This is a genomic window from Rhodococcus globerulus NBRC 14531 (assembly GCF_001894805.1).
Classification (GTDB): domain Bacteria; phylum Actinomycetota; class Actinomycetes; order Mycobacteriales; family Mycobacteriaceae; genus Rhodococcus_F; species Rhodococcus_F globerula.
Genome location: NZ_BCWX01000001.1, coordinates 45,582 through 64,479 on the forward strand (window position 1 = coordinate 45,582; position 18,898 = coordinate 64,479).

Annotated in this window: 21 protein-coding genes; 10 read left to right on the forward strand and 11 right to left on the reverse strand. The window is 61.4% G+C overall.

The window, feature by feature from the left end:
- The first annotated feature begins 129 nt into the window (after positions 1-129).
- The 6 genes from RG2_RS00240 (at position 130) to RG2_RS00265 (ending at position 6,067) form a co-directional block, all read left to right on the forward strand.
- Entirely contained in the window at positions 130-1,512 is a 1,383-nt protein-coding gene (locus RG2_RS00240) for an ABC transporter substrate-binding protein (RefSeq protein WP_230590009.1), read from the forward strand.
- On the forward strand, positions 1,512-3,635 hold the full coding sequence (locus RG2_RS00245) for a branched-chain amino acid ABC transporter permease (RefSeq protein WP_033231764.1): 2,124 nt from the start codon (positions 1,512-1,514) through the stop codon (positions 3,633-3,635). Before RG2_RS00240 ends, RG2_RS00245 begins: the two co-directional genes overlap by 1 nt.
- Positions 3,613-4,326 carry an ABC transporter ATP-binding protein gene (locus RG2_RS00250; RefSeq protein ID WP_230590008.1) on the forward strand — a complete coding sequence of 238 codons (714 nt, stop codon included), beginning with the start codon at positions 3,613-3,615 and terminating at the stop codon, positions 4,324-4,326. Before RG2_RS00245 ends, RG2_RS00250 begins: the two co-directional genes overlap by 23 nt.
- The gene (locus tag RG2_RS00255; RefSeq protein ID WP_033231763.1) at positions 4,323-5,030 is read left to right on the forward strand and encodes an ABC transporter ATP-binding protein; all 708 of its coding nucleotides are present in this window, start codon (positions 4,323-4,325) and stop codon (positions 5,028-5,030) included. The genes RG2_RS00250 and RG2_RS00255 overlap by 4 nt, the downstream gene beginning before the upstream one ends.
- Positions 5,027-5,380, forward strand: coding sequence for a hypothetical protein (locus RG2_RS00260; RefSeq protein ID WP_033231762.1), 354 nt, complete (start codon positions 5,027-5,029; stop codon positions 5,378-5,380). The genes RG2_RS00255 and RG2_RS00260 overlap by 4 nt, the downstream gene beginning before the upstream one ends.
- A 153-nt stretch (positions 5,381-5,533) precedes the next feature.
- On the forward strand, positions 5,534-6,067 hold the full coding sequence (locus RG2_RS00265; RefSeq protein WP_033231761.1) for an MTB12 C-terminal domain-containing protein: 534 nt from the start codon (positions 5,534-5,536) through the stop codon (positions 6,065-6,067).
- 74 nt (positions 6,068-6,141) lie between these two features.
- Here RG2_RS00265 and RG2_RS00270 read toward each other — a convergent pair whose 3' ends face one another.
- From RG2_RS00270 to RG2_RS00290, 5 genes are read right to left on the reverse strand one after another with little or no spacing between them, the layout of a single operon-like run.
- Positions 6,142-6,618, reverse strand: a complete 477-nt coding sequence (locus RG2_RS00270; protein WP_033231760.1) for a MaoC family dehydratase — start codon at positions 6,616-6,618, stop codon at positions 6,142-6,144.
- Complete coding sequence (locus RG2_RS00275; RefSeq protein WP_033231759.1) at positions 6,615-6,848, reverse strand: hypothetical protein; 234 nt, start codon at positions 6,846-6,848, stop codon at positions 6,615-6,617. Before RG2_RS00275 ends, RG2_RS00270 begins: the two co-directional genes overlap by 4 nt.
- Before the next feature lie 32 nt (positions 6,849-6,880).
- Complete coding sequence (locus tag RG2_RS00280) at positions 6,881-8,308, reverse strand: FadD3 family acyl-CoA ligase (RefSeq protein ID WP_072782235.1); 1,428 nt, start codon at positions 8,306-8,308, stop codon at positions 6,881-6,883.
- Entirely contained in the window at positions 8,305-9,486 is a 1,182-nt protein-coding gene (locus tag RG2_RS00285; protein ID WP_033231757.1) for an amidohydrolase family protein, read from the reverse strand. Before RG2_RS00285 ends, RG2_RS00280 begins: the two co-directional genes overlap by 4 nt.
- 41 nt (positions 9,487-9,527) lie before the next feature.
- Positions 9,528-11,060 carry an AMP-binding protein gene (locus RG2_RS00290; protein ID WP_033231756.1) on the reverse strand — a complete coding sequence of 511 codons (1,533 nt, stop codon included), beginning with the start codon at positions 11,058-11,060 and terminating at the stop codon, positions 9,528-9,530.
- Positions 11,061-11,150: 90 nt separating this feature from the next.
- Here RG2_RS00290 and RG2_RS00295 point away from each other — a divergent pair, with 90 nt between their 5' ends.
- Together RG2_RS00295 and RG2_RS00300 are read left to right on the forward strand one after the other, a co-directional pair.
- Positions 11,151-11,915, forward strand: a complete 765-nt coding sequence (locus tag RG2_RS00295; RefSeq protein WP_045064706.1) for an enoyl-CoA hydratase/isomerase family protein — start codon at positions 11,151-11,153, stop codon at positions 11,913-11,915.
- Between the two features lie 62 nt (positions 11,916-11,977).
- Complete coding sequence (locus RG2_RS00300) at positions 11,978-13,612, forward strand: FAD-dependent oxidoreductase (RefSeq protein ID WP_033231857.1); 1,635 nt, start codon at positions 11,978-11,980, stop codon at positions 13,610-13,612.
- Between the two features lie 6 nt (positions 13,613-13,618).
- On the opposite strand, the gene RG2_RS00305 is transcribed toward RG2_RS00300, so the two are convergent.
- From RG2_RS00305 to RG2_RS00315, 3 genes are all read right to left on the reverse strand, one after another.
- Complete coding sequence (locus tag RG2_RS00305) at positions 13,619-14,239, reverse strand: superoxide dismutase (protein WP_033231754.1); 621 nt, start codon at positions 14,237-14,239, stop codon at positions 13,619-13,621.
- Positions 14,236-14,793 carry a flavin reductase family protein gene (locus RG2_RS00310; protein WP_051730287.1) on the reverse strand — a complete coding sequence of 186 codons (558 nt, stop codon included), beginning with the start codon at positions 14,791-14,793 and terminating at the stop codon, positions 14,236-14,238. Before RG2_RS00310 ends, RG2_RS00305 begins: the two co-directional genes overlap by 4 nt.
- Positions 14,794-14,902: 109 nt before the next feature.
- The gene (locus RG2_RS00315; protein ID WP_033231753.1) at positions 14,903-15,748 is read right to left on the reverse strand and encodes an LLM class F420-dependent oxidoreductase; all 846 of its coding nucleotides are present in this window, start codon (positions 15,746-15,748) and stop codon (positions 14,903-14,905) included.
- Between the two features lie 212 nt (positions 15,749-15,960).
- Between RG2_RS00315 and RG2_RS00320 the strand changes: the two genes are divergently transcribed.
- Entirely contained in the window at positions 15,961-16,188 is a 228-nt protein-coding gene (locus RG2_RS00320; RefSeq protein ID WP_033231855.1) for a hypothetical protein, read from the forward strand.
- Between the two features lie 3 nt (positions 16,189-16,191).
- On the opposite strand, the gene RG2_RS00325 is transcribed toward RG2_RS00320, so the two are convergent.
- From RG2_RS00325 to RG2_RS00335, 3 genes are all read right to left on the reverse strand, one after another.
- Complete coding sequence (locus RG2_RS00325; RefSeq protein ID WP_033231752.1) at positions 16,192-16,710, reverse strand: GNAT family N-acetyltransferase; 519 nt, start codon at positions 16,708-16,710, stop codon at positions 16,192-16,194.
- Between the two features lie 107 nt (positions 16,711-16,817).
- Positions 16,818-17,789 (reverse strand): hypothetical protein, encoded by a 972-nt coding sequence (locus RG2_RS00330; RefSeq protein ID WP_033231751.1) that lies wholly within the window; start codon positions 17,787-17,789, stop codon positions 16,818-16,820.
- A gap of 2 nt (positions 17,790-17,791) precedes the next feature.
- Positions 17,792-18,403, reverse strand: a complete 612-nt coding sequence (locus tag RG2_RS00335; RefSeq protein WP_133637935.1) for a hypothetical protein — start codon at positions 18,401-18,403, stop codon at positions 17,792-17,794.
- Positions 18,404-18,513: 110 nt separating this feature from the next.
- On the opposite strand from RG2_RS00335, the gene RG2_RS00340 reads away from it, so the two are divergent.
- On the forward strand, positions 18,514-18,894 hold the full coding sequence (locus tag RG2_RS00340; RefSeq protein WP_033231749.1) for a DUF1801 domain-containing protein: 381 nt from the start codon (positions 18,514-18,516) through the stop codon (positions 18,892-18,894).
- The last annotated feature ends 4 nt before the right edge of the window (positions 18,895-18,898 follow it).

Genomic DNA, 18,898 nt, shown 5'->3' on the forward strand with positions numbered 1-18,898 from the left:
GTTCGGTCCGAATTCATCTAGGCGCGCTGCCTCTCCCACCCGTGGCCTTGGCACTCACGCCGCCGGCGTCCGCCGGTCTCTTCAGCCTGTATCGGTCGGCCCGTGGGGCCAAGTAACGAGGAGGAACGGTTGAAACTACAGCGAATACTTGTTGCCGTCGCGGCGACAGCACTTCTTGTCAGCGGATGTAGTGGCCGCGAGAGCGGCGGCAGCGAGAACATCGAAGGCGGTGGTGAGGGGGCTACCGCACAGTCTGCATCTGGCGACTTCGGTGATCTCCAGGACGTCTGTCAGTCTGGGGACGCCCAAGGCGGCACTGCTCAAGGTGTCACTGCCGACGAGATCGACGTTGGAGTTTTCTCGGACATGGGATTCACCAAGAATGCCGAATTCGAGGAAGCCGCAAAAGTTTTCACGTCCTGGTGTAACGACGCCGGAGGTATCAACGGTCGTAAAGTGGTCGCTACCACCCGCGATGCGAAGCTGATGGAGGTTCGTCAGCGAATGGTCGAAGCCTGTCGTGACGACTTTGCGCTCGTCGGTGGTGGCGCCGCCTTGGATGCTCTCGGCGTCAAGGACCGGCTGACGTGTATGTTGCCGAGTTTCCCAGCTCAGGCCGTCCAAGAGCGTTCTGCCGGAGCTGATCTCGAAGTCAGTGCATCTCCCGCAAAGATCCCGGGCTATGACAATTACAACGGTTTCCGAACCTGGGTGGTGAACGAGGCGTATCCGGATTCGAAGGGTGCGGTGGGAATGATCAACGGCGATTCCGCTGTCACCAAAGCGATTGCGGGCGTTACCGCTGAGACCCTCGAGGCCGCCGGTGCCACGCTGGTCTACAACGAGCTGTATCCGGCGATGGGTGTGTCGGACTGGACTCCGTACGCGCAAGCAATCAAGAGCAAGGGCGTCAAAGGGTTGATCTTCATGGGTGAGTTCGGTCAGTTGGCCAAGCTCGAAGAGGTCCTCACCAACATGGACTACAAGCTCGACTGGATCGATGCCAACAATAACGCCTACAACGCGTCGTTCATCGAACTGCTGGGGAAGTCCGCCGACTTCCAGAACAACCTCGTAGATCTCAGTGGTGTGGCGCCGTTGGAAAGTGACGAGCCTGCGGTGGAGGAGCTCGAGGCTCTGTACGAGAAGTACGCACCGAATGCGCAGATCACACTCCCGGCGATGCGGGCGATGTCATCGTGGCTGCTGTTCGCGAAGTCGGCTGCCAGTTGTGGCGACGAACTTACCCGTGCTTGCCTCTACAAGGCAGCGACGGCCGAGACTGCTTGGACCGGAGGCGGTTTGCATGCCGCAAACGATTTGGCGAATCCGATTCCACCGCAGCCGTGCTTCAATGTCGAACAGGCCACGTCGGACGGTTGGCAGGCAGCAGACTTCAATCCCGACAACGGTCTCTACCGCTGCGATATCCCGGCTCGCAAGTTGGTCGCCGACTTCGGCACGCCGATGACACTGGCAGACGTCGGTATGAGCATGGGCGATTTCGAGTAATGGAACAATTCGTCACCTTCGGGATCGTCGGTCTGAGCACGGCCGCGATCTACGCGATCATCGGCAGCGGCTTGGTGGTCACCTACACCACCACCGGAGTGTTCAACTTCGCACACGGCGCGACCGGCATGATGGCGGCATTCTCCTACTGGCAGCTCAGTGTCGGGTGGGGCTGGCCGGTGTGGTTGTCGGTAGCGACCGTACTTCTGGTTCTTGCACCGGCTTTCGGGCTTCTCGTCGAACTGTTGGTGCGGCCGGTTCAGGCTCTCGGCGAGGCCGAGAAGCTGGTGATGACGATCGCGTTGCTGAGCGGTCTGATTGCGCTCGCCCGATGGATCTGGAATCCGAACAAAGCTCGCTCGCTTCCCAGGTTCTTTGCCGAGCAGAACTCTTTTCACATCGGGTCAGCAACAATCAGTTGGCATCAAGCCTTGACACTGGTGGTGGCGATCGCCGTTGCGGTGTCTCTACGAATACTGATGCTGCGCACCCGAACCGGAACCGAAATGCGAGCGACCGTCGATGACCGTGCCTTGGTGGGACTTACCGGGGCAGATCCGGTACGGGCCAACCGGGTTGCTTGGATTCTGGGAACCGTGTTGGCCGCAATCGGCGGTATCCTCATCGCTCCGATGGTTGCGCTCGACGCGACCCAACTGTCGCTGGTCATCGTCAGTGCTTATGCCGCAGCGATATTCGGTCGGTTGAAGAGCCTGCCCATGACATTTGTCGGCGCAATTGTCGTGGGCTGCATGGAGGCGTATCTGACCGGCTACCTCCCGCAGAATCCGTACCTCCCAGGTCTGCGGCTGGCGGCGCCGGCGATATTGCTGTTGCTCGCGCTGTTGCTCTTTCCGCACGGGCGACTTCGAGGACGCGACCGTCACCTCAGTGCGGTTCCGCTACCGAGCGTTCGAGGGACGTTAGTCTTCGCCGGGGTGATCGTCGCGTTCGGTCTCGTCTTGGCCACAGTGCTGGGTGAAGGTGATCTGATCACCTACGGACAGATCTTCGCGTTCGGCGTGATCGCGTTGTCCTTCGTTCCACTTGTCGGTTACGCCGGTCAGATATCACTTGCGCAGTTGACCATGGCGGGGGTGGGTGCAATTGTCTGTGCACGCTTGGGCGGAAATGGGCAGTGGTGGGCACTTTTGGCGGTGATGGTCATCGCGGGCATTGTCGGAGCGGTCATCGCGATCCCCGCGCTCCGGCTCAATGGTGTCTACCTGGCACTCGGGACGGCGGCCATTGCGGCCGTCTTCGACCGATGGATATTCACGATCCCGTCCTTCGAGGTGTTCGGAGTCGAGATCGTGCTGTTCGACCAGGGCTCAGTGGATTTGGTCGGCCCACGACTGTTCGGATTAGAGGTGAATACTCCGGCAGAACTGACGGTGTTCTCCGCGATCTGTCTTGCCCTCGTCACGATCGCCGTGGCCGCGTTGCGCCGCGGGCGACTCGGCCGCCGGTTGATTGCGCTGCGCGACAGTGAGGCTGCCTTCGCGACCCTCGGGGGCAGTCTGCTGTTGACCAAGATGCTGGTGTTTGCGCTTGCCGCTGGTATTGCGGGGCTTGGTGGGGCGCTGTACGGAATGCAACTGATGTCGGTCACCGCCGAACAGTTCAGTTTTGTTGCCGGGCTAGGGATTTTCCTGATCGCTGTCGTGGGTGGCCTGGGAGTTGTGGGTAACGGGCTCTTCACGGGCACGATGATTGCCGGCCCGTTGAACGCGATCGTGGCATTGTGGCCGGCGGCCGCCAACCTCGTGCAGACGCTGCCCGCTGCTGCCGGCCTCGCTTACAGTTCCGGCGCGGTCGACGACGGAGTTGTGCCGAGCTTGCGCCGGCGCTGGGAATCGGCTCTCCGGGACCGCCTTGTAATGGCGGTCTTGCTGGGTTGGATTGCAGCGCTGTGGGTTTTGCGTGTCAATGACGTCGTCAACGGGTACGTACTCGTGGTGGGCGTAGTGATCGGGGCATTGGCCGCCCGCAGTTGGGCCGAAGCGCGGCATCGTCAGGTTCCGGCGGAGCCGGAAATTCCGGTGGAGTTGTGGGGCATATCGCGCCCATGGACCGCCGAAGACGGGGAGGTGCTCAGTCGTGAAGTCGCAGCTCGAAGTTGAGGACATCACGGTGATGTTCGGCGGTCAACGCGCGCTCTCCGGGGTCTCGCTGAAGGCGGAGCGTGGTCACGTGACCGGACTGATCGGACCGAACGGGGCAGGCAAGAGCACGCTGTTCGACGTCATTTCCGGGCTCCGCAAGCCGGCCACGGGAAAGGTGTTTCTCGGTGGCCGCGACGTGACCAGAGCCGGGCCGTCCCGGCGTGCGAAACACGGTCTGGCGCGGACGTTTCAACGACTGGAACTCTTCGGCCGACTCAGCGTCCGCGACAACCTCCTGGTTGCCGCGGAACTGGGGTCGCAGCGACGCAAGGCCGGATCCGTCGCCGACGACATCATCGATCGACTCGGATTAGGACTGGTTGCCACGACAACCGCGGACTCCTTGTCCACCGGCATGGGTCGCCTCGTCGAGGTGGCCAGAGCAATGGCCGTGAATCCCACCACCCTTTTGCTCGACGAGCCCGCCGCAGGTCAGGACCGCGAAGAAACAGAGCGGTTCTCGCTGATTTTGCGCTCTCTGGCGGAGGAGGGGATGGCTGTCCTGCTTGTCGAACATGACATGGAATTGGTGATGAACGTGTGCGACCAGGTGTATGTACTCGATCTCGGGAAGATCATCTCCGTCGGCCCGCCTGAGCTGATCCGCCGCGACGACGCTGTTCTGGCAGCGTATCTGGGGGGATCATGAATCCGATCCTCGAATTGCGGCGTGTACGAGCGCGTTACGACGAGATCACGGTTCTGCACGGGATCGACCTCAGTGTGGCGCCAGGTCAGATAACTGCCTTGCTGGGGCCCAACGGTGCCGGGAAGACGACGACTCTCCGAGTCGCTGCCGGAGTTCATCCGATCACCTCGGGGCAACTCGTGGTTGGAGGGCGCGATGTCAGTGGGATTCGTCCTCGGGATCTGGCCAGATCCGGTGTCTGCCTGATCCCGGAAGGCCGTGGTGTGTTTCCCAACCTGAGCGTCCGGGACAACTTGCTCATGATGACGTTCACCGGTCGCACGCGCGAGGAAATCGAGGAGATCGCGTTTGCTCGGTTTCCGATCCTCGCCCAGCGCGCATCGCAGACGGCAGGCACACTGTCCGGCGGTGAGCAGCAGATGCTCGCGCTCGCCCGCGGTCTCGCGACGGACCCCGCTGTCCTTCTCCTCGACGAGTTGTCGATGGGGCTCGCGCCGTTGATCGTCGGCCAACTCTACGAGCAGGTCGCCCTGATTGCCAGAGCGGGTGTCGCCGTACTTGTGGTCGAGCAGTTCGCGAACACCGTGCTCGAATTTGCCGATCACGCAGCAGTTCTGGTGCGTGGCCGGATCCAGAAGCAGGGCAGCCCAGATGGCTCACTGCGTTCCGAACTAGCTGCCCTCTACCTTGGGAGTGTCACATGACCGCGACTGAAACCCGCGCCGACCGCTTCACTCGCGAGTTGGCCGAACAGAAAATTCCCGATCCCTCCGCCGGCCGATCCGCCCTTTGGCTCAGGTTGGGACTGGTGCTGATGGTGATCGGTCCGGCCTTGGGTATCGCGTCGTACTTTCTCTCGCACAACACTTCCGATCCCTTGGTGCAGCGCGACGCGATCATTCTTGCCCTCGTCGGGATTTCACTCGGCGTGAGCGGGTCGGCACTGTACATCCGCTATTCCATTACCGGATTCCTCAGGTTCTGGATGGCCAGGCAGTCCTACGACCTGAGCCTGGTGGGAGATCGACTCTCCGAGCACGATATTCAACCCTGACAGCCGCAGCTGCCGTTGTTCCTCGCGGCGGTTCGGTGCGGACGGGCGCGTCCGTGAGCTGGTGAAAGTTTTTTGCAACCACGGTGTTCCGAAACATCGTGGTGGAAAGCCCATGGTGGGTGGAACCCGTCCGCCCATCGGAGAGGATCCGTCATGCGCAATTCGGTAATTCGTCGAGTCGTGGCCGCCGCCGGTTTTGTTGCCGTCGTGGCCGCCACGGTCACAGGCTGCAGCAGTGATTCCGACAGCGACACCGCTGACACCACAACAACTTCGGCAGCGGCCACGAAGGCTTCGGGCACGTCGTCTGCGGGGACCACCGCGGCGGCTGCGGCCGACGACGCGACGACAAAGGAGATCACGGACGTCTTTGTCACCTTCTTCAACGGAACTACTCCGCCCGCGGATCGTGCCGCTCTGGTCGAAAACGGTGACGTGTTCCTGCCGACTCTCGAAGCGCTGACGGCAAATCCGCAGGCCACTGCAACCACTGCAACGGTGCAAGGCGTCGAGGCCACCGGTACGAACGCTGCCGTCAAGTGGACGCTTCTGATGAACGGGGCTCCGGTTCTGCCGGACCAGTCCGGTGAAGCGCTAGAGCAGGCCGGTGAGTGGAAGGTGTCGGCCGCGACGTTCTGCACGCTGTTGGCGATTCAGGGCGGCGGGGCGCCGGTTCCCGGTTGCTGATCGCCCACAACGACGCGACGTCGACGCCGGTAGCACCGGCGCCGACGTCGCATGCACGTGCACGCCAACAGATGTCAGCTCAAGTATCGAACCAGATTTTGTGCGACACAGGCGGGCCGCTCGGACCCTTCGGCGGTGATCGTGACGGTGCGCTCCACCTGGATTCCGCCGTCGATGTCGGTGACGGATGTGAGCTCCACTGTTCCCCGCACCCGGCTGTCCACCAAGACCGGGCTGATGAACCGCACTTTCCCCAGTCCGTAGTTGAGCGCCATGCGGGCGCAACTGACGGCCATGACTGTCTGAACTATCGGTGCCAGCAATGACAATGTCAGGAATCCATGTGCGATGGTGGCGCCGTACGGTCCGTCTGCAGCACGGTCCGTATCGACATGTATCCACTGGTCGTCGTCGGTGGCTGCCGCGAAGAGATCGATCCGTTTCTGATCGATCGTGATCCAATCGCTGGTGCCGATCGTTGTCCCGACAGCGGCTCGGATATCGTCGAAGGTGGTGAAATCAGTCTGGTCCAAACCACTCTGGGTGCTCAACCGGCCAGCCTGAGTTCAACGGGGTTCAGTCGCAGATCGCAGATGTACGCGAGTTCTGCCGCGATCTCGGGTGAGAGGTCGCTCTGCTCTCCGACCTCCAGGATGCTGTGGAGGCGACGGAAGAATTGATCAGGCGTGATCCCGAATTGGACAAAAATGTCTTCGGCGGGTCCGCCGTTCCAATGTCGCCACTTCAGGGCGAACGTCAATATCGCATCATGGTCGTTCATTACACGCCTCCTCAATTCAAACGTGAGTTCGGTTATCTCAATTGGTCTTTCATGACTTTGCCAGTCGCATTGAGTGGCAGTGCGTCGAGGAACTCGACAGTGCGAGGAGCTTTGAACCCGGCCATCCGCTCGCGGCTCCAGGAGAGTAGGTCTTGTTCTGTCACTGTATGTTTGGTGACCACAAACGCTTTGCCGACCTGCCCCATTCGTTCGTCGGGAACGCCGATCACGGCAACCTGATCGACCGCCGGGTGTTCGAGGAGGAAACCTTCGATCTCGGCTGGATATGCGTTGAACCCGCCGACGATGAACATGTCCTTCTTGCGGCCGACGATACTGAGCCGTCCCTCGTCGTCAAGCTTTCCGAGATCGCCGGTGTGCAGCCAACCGTCCGTGTCGATCGCTTCGGCGGTTGCCTGCGGATCGTCAAGGTATCCCTGCATGACGTTGTATCCGCGAATCAGTACCTCGGAATCGTCTGCGATTCGCAATTCGATTCCGTCACATGGTGTACCGACGGTAGTTGCTATCTGCTCGAACGAGTCGCCGGGGCGCGACGCGGTTGCCGTTCCCCCTTCGCTCAAGCCGTAACCCGTCATGATGGTCTGGAACGGAAGTTCCTTTGCGACCTGGCGGATGAGTTCTACCGGAATGTCCGCCGATCCGGTGACCGCAGCACGTAGTGACGACAGATCTCGGGTGTTGGGAGCGGACAGCAGTGACTGGTAGAGCGTCGGCGGTCCCGGGAGCATGGTGATCTTCTCGGTCTCGACCAGTTCCAGTACCTGATCCACGTCGAGAACGGCTACGGGCAGAATGGTGGCGCCGCGAATCAACGACGCGACAACGCCTGCTTTGTAGCCGAACATGTGGAAGAACGGGTTGACGACCAGGTAGCGATCGCCTTCCCTCAGGTCTGCGAGATCGCACCACTCCGAGAACATTCGCAGTGTCTGGTGATGGTTCATCATGACGCCCTTGGGGCGGCCGGTCGTTCCCGACGTGTACATGATGTCGGCGATGTCGTCGCCGCTGATCTCGCATTCGAAAGGTGCACCGCTGGAAAGGAAATCCGACTTCAAGTCGATGACCGGTACGTCATCGGGTGCACTGTACTCGAGGCCCAGGAACCCCTTCTGGACGAGTACGGCTTTGGCGCCGCTCCGTCGGATGATGTCGGCGGCCTCGTCGGCCTTGTACCGCGTGTTGACGGGAACCAGCACTCCGCCGGCGGTCAAGATGCCGAATGCGGCGATGATCCATTCGGCGGAGTTGGGCGCCCAGATCGCCACTCGATCGCCCTTGTCCACGCCGATCGAGGCCAGAGCGCCAGCGGCCCGGCGGACCCGATCAGCGAGTTCGACGAAGGTGATCCGGACGGGCCCGTCGACGACCGCTTCGGCAGTGCCGAAGCGGTCGGCCGCACTCAGGACCATCTCAGGGATGGTCTGCCACTTCACAGCGAAAGGAGCCCTGCAAGGTTGCCGCCCATGATCTTTGCCTGATCCTTCTCGTCCAGGTGCCCGAGCATGTCCGCGAAGTGCCGCGGCTCTGCCAAGCCCTCCGGATGCGGGTAGTCCGAGCCGAAGAGCACTCGGTCGACTCCGACGAGATCGATCAGATCGGTCACGCCCTCCTCGTAGAACGGGCTGACGTGGACCTGGCGCTTGATCGCAGCGACGGGATCCTGCATACCGAAGCCTTCAGGTGCCTTCTTGAAGGTGTCGGCGAGGCTGTCCAGAAGTGGCCGCAGCCAGGCAGATCCACTTTCGATGACCGCAAGCTTGAGGTCAGGGAAGCGGAACAGTGCGCCGTGGCAGACCCACGATGCCACGGTGTCCTGTACGGGACGCCACTCGTTGACCATGCGGAACGTGTTGGTCTGGAACGGCAGCATCTCGCCGTCCGTGCCTTCCCACTCGGCGTCGAAGCGCGCGTATCCGCTGTCCGACGAGTGCATCGCGACGAGGAGGTCGAGCTCAACGACGCGCTTCCAGAAGGGGTCGAACTCCGGCATGGCAAACGAACGAGGGCCCTTGAATCCGGGGACGGGTGCCGGTCGCACGAGAATAGCCCTTGCGCCGCGCTCGGCAACCCACTCGAGTTCTTCGAGTGCCTTGTCGAGGATCGGCAGGCTGATCACCGGGGTGGTGAAGATGCGGTCCTTGTAGTTGAACTGCCATGTCTCGTACAGCCACTCGTTGAGTGCGTGCACAACAGCGTGAATCAGGTCCGGATCGTCACGCATCCGCTCTTCGACCAGGCTGGCGAGGGTCGGGAACATCAGCGTGCGGTCGACGCCCAACTCGTCCATGAGTTCCAGGCGCGGGCCCGGCTCGCTGAAGGCGGGGATTGCCTTCATGGACTTACCGAAGATCTCGCGACGGCTCTTGCCTTCGGGGTTTCCGTTCTTGAAGTACTCCTCCATGGAACCCGGGCGTGCAACGACGCTGAACGTGGGGTTGGGGATGTACTCACTGATCTGTCCGCGAATGGCGATCTTGGTGCGTCCGTCGACCTCGACGTACTTGATGGCGTCCTTGTACTTCGCCGGGAGGTACTTGGTGAGGGCCTCGGCAGTCTCGTACAGATGGTTGTCTGCGTCGAACAGCGGGTAAGGCAGGTCCTTCGGGGGCATGAGATTCTCCTTTGCGTTTGATGAGAACACTATTCTCTTTTTTAAACGGTCGCAATATCCTGGCGGACCAAAAACTTCTGAATCTTGCCGCTGGCCGTCCGGTGGAAGTCGTCCACCTGGTGCAATTCCTCCGGCCACTTCTGTTTTGCGACGCCGGCTCGGTCGAAGTGAGCGCGGAGTTCGTCCATCGTCGGCAAGCTGTGGCCGGGCAGCAGGCGCAGCACCGCGGCAACGTGTTCGCCGAGGCGCTCGTCCGGGGCGGATACCGCTGCGGCTTCGGCGACTCCCGGCATCGAGAGAAGGATTTCCTCGACCTCGAGTGCGCTCACGTTCTCGCCGCCGCGAATGATGATGTCGGACTTGCGGTCCGTGATCGTCAGGTAGCCGTCCTCGTCGATTTCACCGATGTCCCCGGTGTGGTACCAACCGTCGGCGTCGAATGTCGCGTCGGTGAGCGCCTGGTCGGTGTACCCGATGCAGAGATCGGGTCCACGGCTGAGGATTTCTCCGTCATCGGCAAGCCGGATCTCCGCGCCCTCCATGACATTTCCGTCGGTGAACAACCGCTTGTCTTCCGGGGCAAGGTGGCTCGATCCCGTGATCGACGGATGTTCGGTGCTCCCGTACGAGCGGAAGACGGTGATGCCGAAGTCGGCCAGTCTTCTCGTGACCGCCGCGGGGACGGACGAGCCGCCGAGTCCCGCATATTTCATGCACGCGAGATGTTCCGGCGTGAACTTCGGATGATCGAGCAGGCTGGTGAGGAAGTAGGTTGCGCCGCCGCCGACGGTGAGTTGATCGCTGGTCATCAACTCCAGTGCCTGTTCCGGATCCCACGCATCGGTGAGGTTGATCGGGGAGCCGTCGACGACTGGAATGAGGAAGGCATTGACCATGCCGATGAAGTGACCGACCGGGGCCGACGTGAGTTGCTTGCCACGGTCTTTCGGGTACAGACCCAAGAGCTGACGGGTTTCGTGCCCGAGTGTCTGATGACTGTGGATGACGCCCTTGGGGGCGCGCGTCGTGCCGGAGGTGAAAGCGATGAGCACGGCGGAAGTGGGGTCTGTGTCGATGTTCTCCGCCAGTGGTACGTCGCTGAGCAGATCTTCGAAATCGCGACCGACAACTCCGACGACGGGGATGTTCGCGCACAGATCCGGCTGGTACTCGGTGCGTCCGAACTTCTCGGCCGTGATGAAGACCTTCGGCTTCGTCTCGTCGAGGATGTAGGCAACTTCCTTGCGGCCGTAGAAGTGAACGATGGGAACAACCGTTGCGCCGAGGAAGGTCGAGGCCCAGAAGACCGCTGCTGCTTCCATCCAGTTCGGAAGCTGGAACGCGACGACATCACCCGCGCCGACGCCCCGTTCGCGCAGGCCGCCGGCCAACCTGCGTGCCACCAGGTCCACGTCGGCAAAAGTTCCGGTCCACGGACGGATCTTCGAGTGGATACGAAATTCGGTGTCGGGGGCGGCAGCGAGGCCTCGGGTGAGCATCGTGCCGATCGTGTCCTGAGTCCACCAACCCTCTTCGAGGTACCGGGTGGCAAGCGTGGTGGGAATGTGCCGCATATGAGCTCCAATGCAGGTAACCGGGCCGCTCCTAGGCCGAACTGCGGCACGAGACGGGAGCGGTCGAACTGGCTTCTGCCAGTCGTGAATATGTTATTCTCACAAAACAAGAATGCCAATATCGTAACGGAGAACATCTTGGTTATCGTTGAAATGGACGGCGAGTTGGCGATCATCACCATCGACCGTCCACAAGCACGCAATGCCATCGCGCCGGAAACGATGGACCAATTGGACGAGGCACTCGACTCGGTTCGCGGGGCCCGCGCCCTGGTGATCACCGGCGCTGGTGATCGTGCGTTTGTCTCCGGTGGCGATCTCAAGGAACTGGCCAAACTCCGGACGCTGGAACAGGCGGCGGACATGGCCCGGCGGATGCGGTCGATCTGTGACCGCATCGCACAATTCCCCGGACCCGTCATCGCTGCCTTGAACGGGCATGCGCTCGGCGGCGGCGCCGAAGTTGCCGTGGCGGCAGATATTCGAATTGCCGCGCACGACATCAAGATCGGCTTCAATCAGGTGAGTCTCGGAATCATGCCCGCGTGGGGTGGAGCCGAGCGGCTTGCCGCACTTGTCGGGCGCGGTCGGGCATTGATGCTGGCCGGTTCCGGAACGATCATGGGTGCTGCTGACGCGGAATCGCTCGGACTCGTCGATCGCGTCCTGCCCCGAGAATCCTTCGACGAGGGCTGGCGCTCACTGGCGAAGTCTCTTGCCAACGCTCCGGCCGAGAGCATCAAACGGGTGATGTCCGGGGTTGCTCCTCCCGAAGCCATCGACGCTTTTGCGCGCTTGTGGATTACCGACGAACACTGGGCAGCAGCAGACCGGGTTATGAACCGCAACAAGTGAACTGAAATCCTACGAGTGCGTGCGAATCGGTGCCGCACTTTCCGACCAGTTACGGACTCCACATGACTTTTGTGATCACTCAACGATGCTGCAACGACACCAGTTGCGTAGCGGTGTGCCCGGTCGACTGCATCCGTCCGCGGCCCGGAGACCCCGGATACACCACCGCTGAGATGCTGTACATCGATCCGGACACCTGCATCGACTGCGGGGCATGCGTCGACGCGTGTCCGGTGGATGCGATCTACTCCGAATACGATCTCAGTGAGTCGATGAGTCGGTACACGGAGATCAATGCGGCGTACTTCGAGCAGAATCCATTGGACACCGATGACGTTGCATTCCCCACTCCGCCGAAACGCCCGTCAGCGGATCTGCCTCGAATACGTGTTGCGATAGTCGGATCCGGTCCGGCAGCGTGCTACTGCGCTGCCGAACTGCTGGCGCGGGGATCAGTGGAGGTCGAGATGTTCGACCGCTTGCCCTCGCCTTGGGGGTTGGTGCGCAGTGGAGTTGCGCCGGATCATCAGGAAACCAAAGGCGTCGTGAGTGTCTTCGGATCTTCGTTCAAATCGGAGTCGTTTCAGTTCTACCTCGACGTCGAAGTGGGCAAGCATATTTCGCACGACGAGCTACTGCGGCACCATGATGCCGTGATCTATGCCGTTGGCGCCGCAACCGATCGCAAACTGGGCATCCCCGGAGAATCATTGCCCGGCAGTCATTCCGCGACGGAATTCGTGTCCTGGTACAACGGGCATCCGGACTTTTCGGATCGTGAATTCGACCTTTCGGGGGAGCGCGCGGTTATCGTCGGAAACGGCAACGTGGCACTCGATGTCGCGCGTGTTCTCACGTGCGATGTCGACGAACTCGCAAGAACCGACATTGCCGATCACACGCTGGATGCCCTGCGCAACAGCAATATCCGTGAGGTTGTTGTTCTCGGACGACGGGGCCCACTCCAGGCCGCGTACTCCGCCCCGGAGTTTCTCGCGCTGGGTCACCTGAACGGTGTCGACGTCGTGATCGACCAACAGGACGTCGTGCTGGACGCGGCAAGCGCAGCAGCCCTGGATGATCCCGATGCGCTGCTGTCCGACAAACTCAAAGTTGACCTTGCACGTGAGTACGCACAGAAGCCGGCGGACGGAGGCAATAAGCGAATCGTCTTCCGGTATCTCGTCGCGCCCACCGAACTGCAGGGCACCGACCGCGTCGAATCGGTGACGTTGGTGCACAACACACTTGACGACGACCTTGCGGCATCGGCGACCGAGAAGGTCGAGACACTGGAAGCGTCGCTTGTTCTGCGGTCGGTGGGTTATCGCGGCGAACCAGTCGCTGACGTTCCGTTCGACGAAGCACGGGGAATCATTCCCAACCATCAGGGCCGGGTGGACGGCGCGGTCGGCGTCTACACCAGCGGCTGGATCAAGCGGGGCCCGCGCGGTGTGATCGGCACCAACCGAGTCGACGCGAAGGAAACCGTCGCGCAACTACTGGCAGACTTCGACGCCGGATTGCTGACCGCGCCTGAACTCGACCGGACATCCTTGGTCGAACTGGTGACGGAACGTCAACCCGACATGATCGACAAGGCGGGGTGGGCGGCCCGGGACGCACAAGAGAAGGCGGCCGGTAAAGCTGCCGGCCGCCCTCGCATCAAGATCACTGCACGGACTGTAAGTCGTTAAGGGGGGTTACTTTCCGGAACCCAGGACCGACGTGGCGTCGGCGTAGCGCTGCGCCACGTCGTCCCAGTTGATGACATTCCAGTATGCCTTCACGTAGTCGGCCTTGACGTTCTTGTACTGAAGATAGAAGGCGTGCTCCCACATGTCGAGCATCAGGAGCGGGACAATGCCGATGCTGATGTTTCCCTGCTGATCTGTGAGCTGCTCGATGATCAGACGCTGACCGATCGTGTCGTAGGCCAGTACGGCCCAGCCGGAGCCCTGCAAAGTGGTTGCGACCGCGGAGAAGTGCGTCACGAACGCGTCGAATGACCCGAAATGTTCGTCGATGGCAGCAGCCAGTTCTCCTTCAGGTCGCTCACCACCGTTGGGGGAGAGGTTCTTCCAGAAGATCGAGTGATTGGTGTGGCCGCCGAGGTGGAAGGCGAGGTTCTTACTGAGTTGCGGAGCCTTGGCTGCGATCGTGCCGTCTTCTCGTGCGGCGGCCAACTGCTCGATTGCACTGTTTGCGCCGGCGACGTAGGTCGCGTGATGCTTGCTGTGGTGCAGCTCCATGATCTCGCCTGAGATGTGAGGTTCGAGGGCTGCGTAATCGTAATCGAGCTGGGGCAAGACGTATTCGGTCATTGTGGTGTGCCTTTCGATCGGTGATGAGTCGCTGGGGTGAGATGGTGGTACGCCCGGTTGTGGTAGACGAGTGGGGAGAGAGCACGCGTCGGCGCGATGACCTCGACAACTTCTGCCGTGACGATGAGCGCCGAACCACAAGCGGTGGCGCCGAGTGGGACCGCGCGGAGAGCATGCGCCGTTCCGTGTAGGAACGGTTCACCGGTCGACAGGAACGACCAGTCCATGTCCGCGCCGAATCGGACGGCGCCACGCGTGGCAAATGTTTCTGCCAGCTCTACATTGTCGGAATGCGCAAGGTGAACAAGGAAACTGGACGCGGCCGCGATCGCTGCAGCAGATCCTCGCAGGGATTGTAGTGAGAACGCGAGTACAGCGGGGTCGGCACTGATCGACATCACCGACGACGACGTAATCCCGACCGGGCCGTCTTCGCCGGCGGCAGTGATAATGGCGACGCCCGCAGGATGTCGACGGAAGGCATCGACAAAAGACTTACGAATCGACGGTTCCGGTATCGAATCGGTATGCGGTCCAACTAGTTCCGTCGTCACGTGAGAGTTCACCTTCCGCTACTCGGGTAATTCCGCCGATGCACGTGGCCTGTGCTGTATTGACGGTAAAACCTCGAGCGCGCTTGAGATCAAGGTGATGTGACGGGGTTCACCGTCCTAGCTTGGCGGCCAATCTCTTGATGTATTCCACAACGTCGGTGGGAGCGGCGTCCGGCGTGCCGAACATTGCCTCGGTAACTCCGATGCTCTCCCAGTGAGCGAGCTTGTCCGCCTCGGGCTTTCCGGCGAGGACAGTGATTTCAGGTTCGCCGACTCGACCGGCTTCGGACCAGATCTTGCGAAACAGCTCTACGTTTTCCTCGATCTCTTGCTGGATCGGCGTCGTGATCCAGCCGTCGGCGGACTGTGCGATCCACTTGAAGGTCTTTTCGCTCGCACCGGCGCCGAGGAGGATGGGTGGACGCGGTTTCTGTACGGGCTTGGGCCATGCCCAACTGGCCCCGTACTTCACGAACTGGCCCTCGTAGGATGCCTCGTCCTTCGACCAGAGTTCACCCATTGCTTCGAGGTATTCGCGCAGAGCCGTACGACGTTTGTTCGGGGGTACCCCGTGATCGGCGAGTTCCTCTGCATTCCAGCCGAATCCGACACCGAAGACAACACGTCCATCGGACAGGTGATCCAGCGAGGCGATGGTTTTTGCCAGAGTAATCGGATCATGTTCGAGGGGGAGTGCCACCGACGTGCCCAGGCGGATGGTGCTGGTGACCGATGCTGCAGTGCCGAGCGCAACCCAGGGGTCGAGGGTGCGCATGTAGCGGTCGTCCGGAAGTTCCGCGGATTTGGTCCCCGGATGGTCCGACGCCCGTGATGCCGGGATGTGCGTGTGCTCGGGAACGTAGAAGGCGTCGAACCCGGCAGCTTCGGCGGCAACGGCCGCATCAGCAGGGCGAATGCCGCGGTCGCTGGTGAACAAGCTGACTCCGTAGCGCACAGGCTTCTCCTTCGGTGGTCCGTCGAAAAACTGTAACTTGTTGCAGGTTCGTTCGGGGTGGTTTTGGGCCTTCGGCCCTGTGCGCCTTTCTGGTAGTCGGCGCTACCAAAAAGGCGCACGGGGCGAAGCCCTACCCTGCGCGTCTGCCGCTACATGGTCACGTCGATAATGTGAAGGAGAACGTGCAGGACACGAGGAACTAAGGAGTGGTCATGGCAACTGAGGTGGAGTCCGGTGACCTCGTACAGGCGGCCGACCATGCGGGTCCGTGGACGGTAGTCGAAGTCCGGCAGGGTATGGCGTTGCTCGAACATGGTGACGGGCACAGGCTGTCGTTACGGACGACCAGTCTGACTGTCGTGCGTAAGGGTGGCGGCAAGAAGATCGCTCCCGCCGAAGGTGCTTCCGACGAGGGCGTGTCACCGACACTGTTCGACTGACGGTCAGGGCATATCGAACGGTGCCGCGTATTTGAACGTGCCCACCTGATCTGGGGTGTGCGCAGACAGGGTGCGAATCTGGAAATGGGCACCCCATTCGGCTTCCGGTGATTCGACGCCCACCTTCGTGCTGGTCACAAACCCGAACCGTGGGTAGTACTCAGTGCTGCCCAGTAGCGCGAGCAACGGCACGTCCAGAGCGTCCGCTGCGCCGATGACCGCGTGCATCAACGCAGAGCCGACGCCGGACCGTTGGTTTTCGGGTGTCACTGCCAGCGGGCCTAGGCCCACAGCCTCCACCTCGCCGACCCATCCCCGGGTTCCGATGACGAAGCCGAGAATCTCGCCGTCTGCCTCGGCCACCAGGGACAACTTCGGCAGGTACTCGTCGGACGCAAAGAGTTGGCGCGTCAGTTCGATTTCGTACGGCGTTTCGCCCGGCGGTGCCTGATCCGCAAATGCAGCGTCGAGAAGTGAGTAGACGGCGTCACGGTCGGACGGGCATTCGCGGCGGATGTACATGGAGTACGAAGCTACCCGGGGTAGCTGCCGTCGTGCGACTCTATATTCCGCGTTCACCAACTATTTGGCTCGAAATACACAGTGATGCAATGGCTTTCTCAATGGCATCATCGCGACAGCAGTTCGGTGATCGATGTGGGTATCTGGCGGTATCCGCCGAATCTGATGCGTTGGCAACCGTCGAGTTCGGCAAGAACTTGGGTTCCCCCGGAGCCGTCAGCTCGACGGAGATCGATCGACGCCACCTGTTGCGCGATCAGATCGCACGGTGGGGCGATGGGTGCTGCGGCCGCGGCATGCATCAGCTCGGCACTGTCTGTCAAGGTCAGGCGGATATGCGGGGATTCCCGGCCCAGGTTGTAGCGGCATACCTGCAGTCGGCCGACGTCGTCGACGGGTGTGGCCAACGGACTGTCGAGAGGTGAGTATCCGGTGTTCTCGGAACGCACTGATCGCTCGACGTCGTCGGGGGTGGTGAGATCGAACAACGATCCGATCGACGTTGTGCAGATTCCCGGTTCGTCCGCCGATATGGCGTCGATCGGGTGCTGCTGACGGCTGACCTCATGCAAGGTGTCCAGCGTTTCGAGAGGTGCGTCCTGGAATCCGCACGGCGCTGACGGCCAAGCTGGACGAAATGCGTTACCCGACGCGTCGACGAACCACAGGCCGACGGGGACGATTTCCCGTATCGCGCAGTCAGCAGAGATGTTGTCGCGGAACCGGTGCGAGTCGGTTCGGAATGCTTCGGCTACTGCAGATACGTCGCCTTCAAGGCGAACCGCGTCGATAGTCAACCCACCGGCGGCGTTTTCCCCGCGTTCGCACCGGATGAGCGCTACCGGTTCGAAATCCGATGGCGGATAGCCGGGTTCGGTTGTTGGCGGGAATTGTGAATCCATCTGAGCGAGCCCGCTGAGCGGCACGGAGATATCGGGCGTAGTGCATTCCGCATGGTCGACTACGGACGCCACCGCAGGAGTGAACGAGACGCTATCGCCGCGCACGGAAAGGTACATCGCTGCCACTGCGAACACGCTCACCGCGACAATGAACGTGACAACCAGGAATTTGCGCATTCTCAGATCAGTCCGGCGCGTTCGAGGAATGCCTTGGCGGTTACCGCATTCGGAAAAACGGCGCTCGAGGTGATGTGGAGCCCGCTGTCGGAGTTGGCGTACTCCGTGGTGCTGACGGCGTCTCGATACTCGATGCGGGCGGCTGCGGTACGCGAGCGGTTCTCGGTGATGAGTTCGGGCCGCTCGTTCTCGCGCCAGTCGACGAGTGTTTTACCAGCTTCGGTCTGGTTCACCCAGGTGATGAATGCGATGTTGTAGTCGGTTGAGACGCTCTGGGCGAGAGCTGACCCGGAGTCGACCGTGCAGAGTAGGTACAAGTCGCCGGTCGAGTTGAGCGAGCCCGGCGAGCAGATGCTCGCCTCGGCAAGGGCCGGCGGGAACGTCCCGACGATGGCTTCGGCGCTGTTGTGGGTTCCACCATTCGTAGCGGTGAGTGATCCTGATGCGGTGCCGGCTTCACGGTTGTCACCGCCGAGTGAGAGGACCGCGGAGATGACTACGCCGACGGTGGCGACTCCCATGAGTGCGGACCGGACCAACAACCCGCTTCGCGTTTTCGCCGACAGGGTAGTTGCTACTCGCGTTCCGAGTGGTGCCATCGCTGCATTATTCATCACGAAATTCTGGATGCGGGCACACGCAACATATTTGCCGCACGGTGCAAAGACGATCGGGCATACTCGAGTGACTTGGAGCGAGTCGATCGTGGAGAGGGTGACCGACCATGAAGAAGGACGCAGCAGGGGGTACCCCCTCGGAATTGATCGACGCGAGGATCGAGGAACTCGGTGACTGGCGAGGGGAGATGCTCGCTCGGATCCGGACTTTGGTCAAGGAAGCCGACCCCGATGTGGTCGAGGAGTGGAAATGGCGTGGAGTTCCGGTGTGGGAACACGACGGCATTCTCTGCACCGGTGAGACGTACAAGAAGGCTGTGAAGGTGACGTTCTTCAAGGGGGCCGCATTGGATGACCCGACGGGAATGTTCAACTCCAGCCTCGAAGGCAACACCAGGCGCGCTATCGACTTCAACGAAGGCGACACCATCGACGAGAAAGCCTTCACGGCCCTCATTCACGCCGCGATTGCGCTCAATACGGCATAGGTGC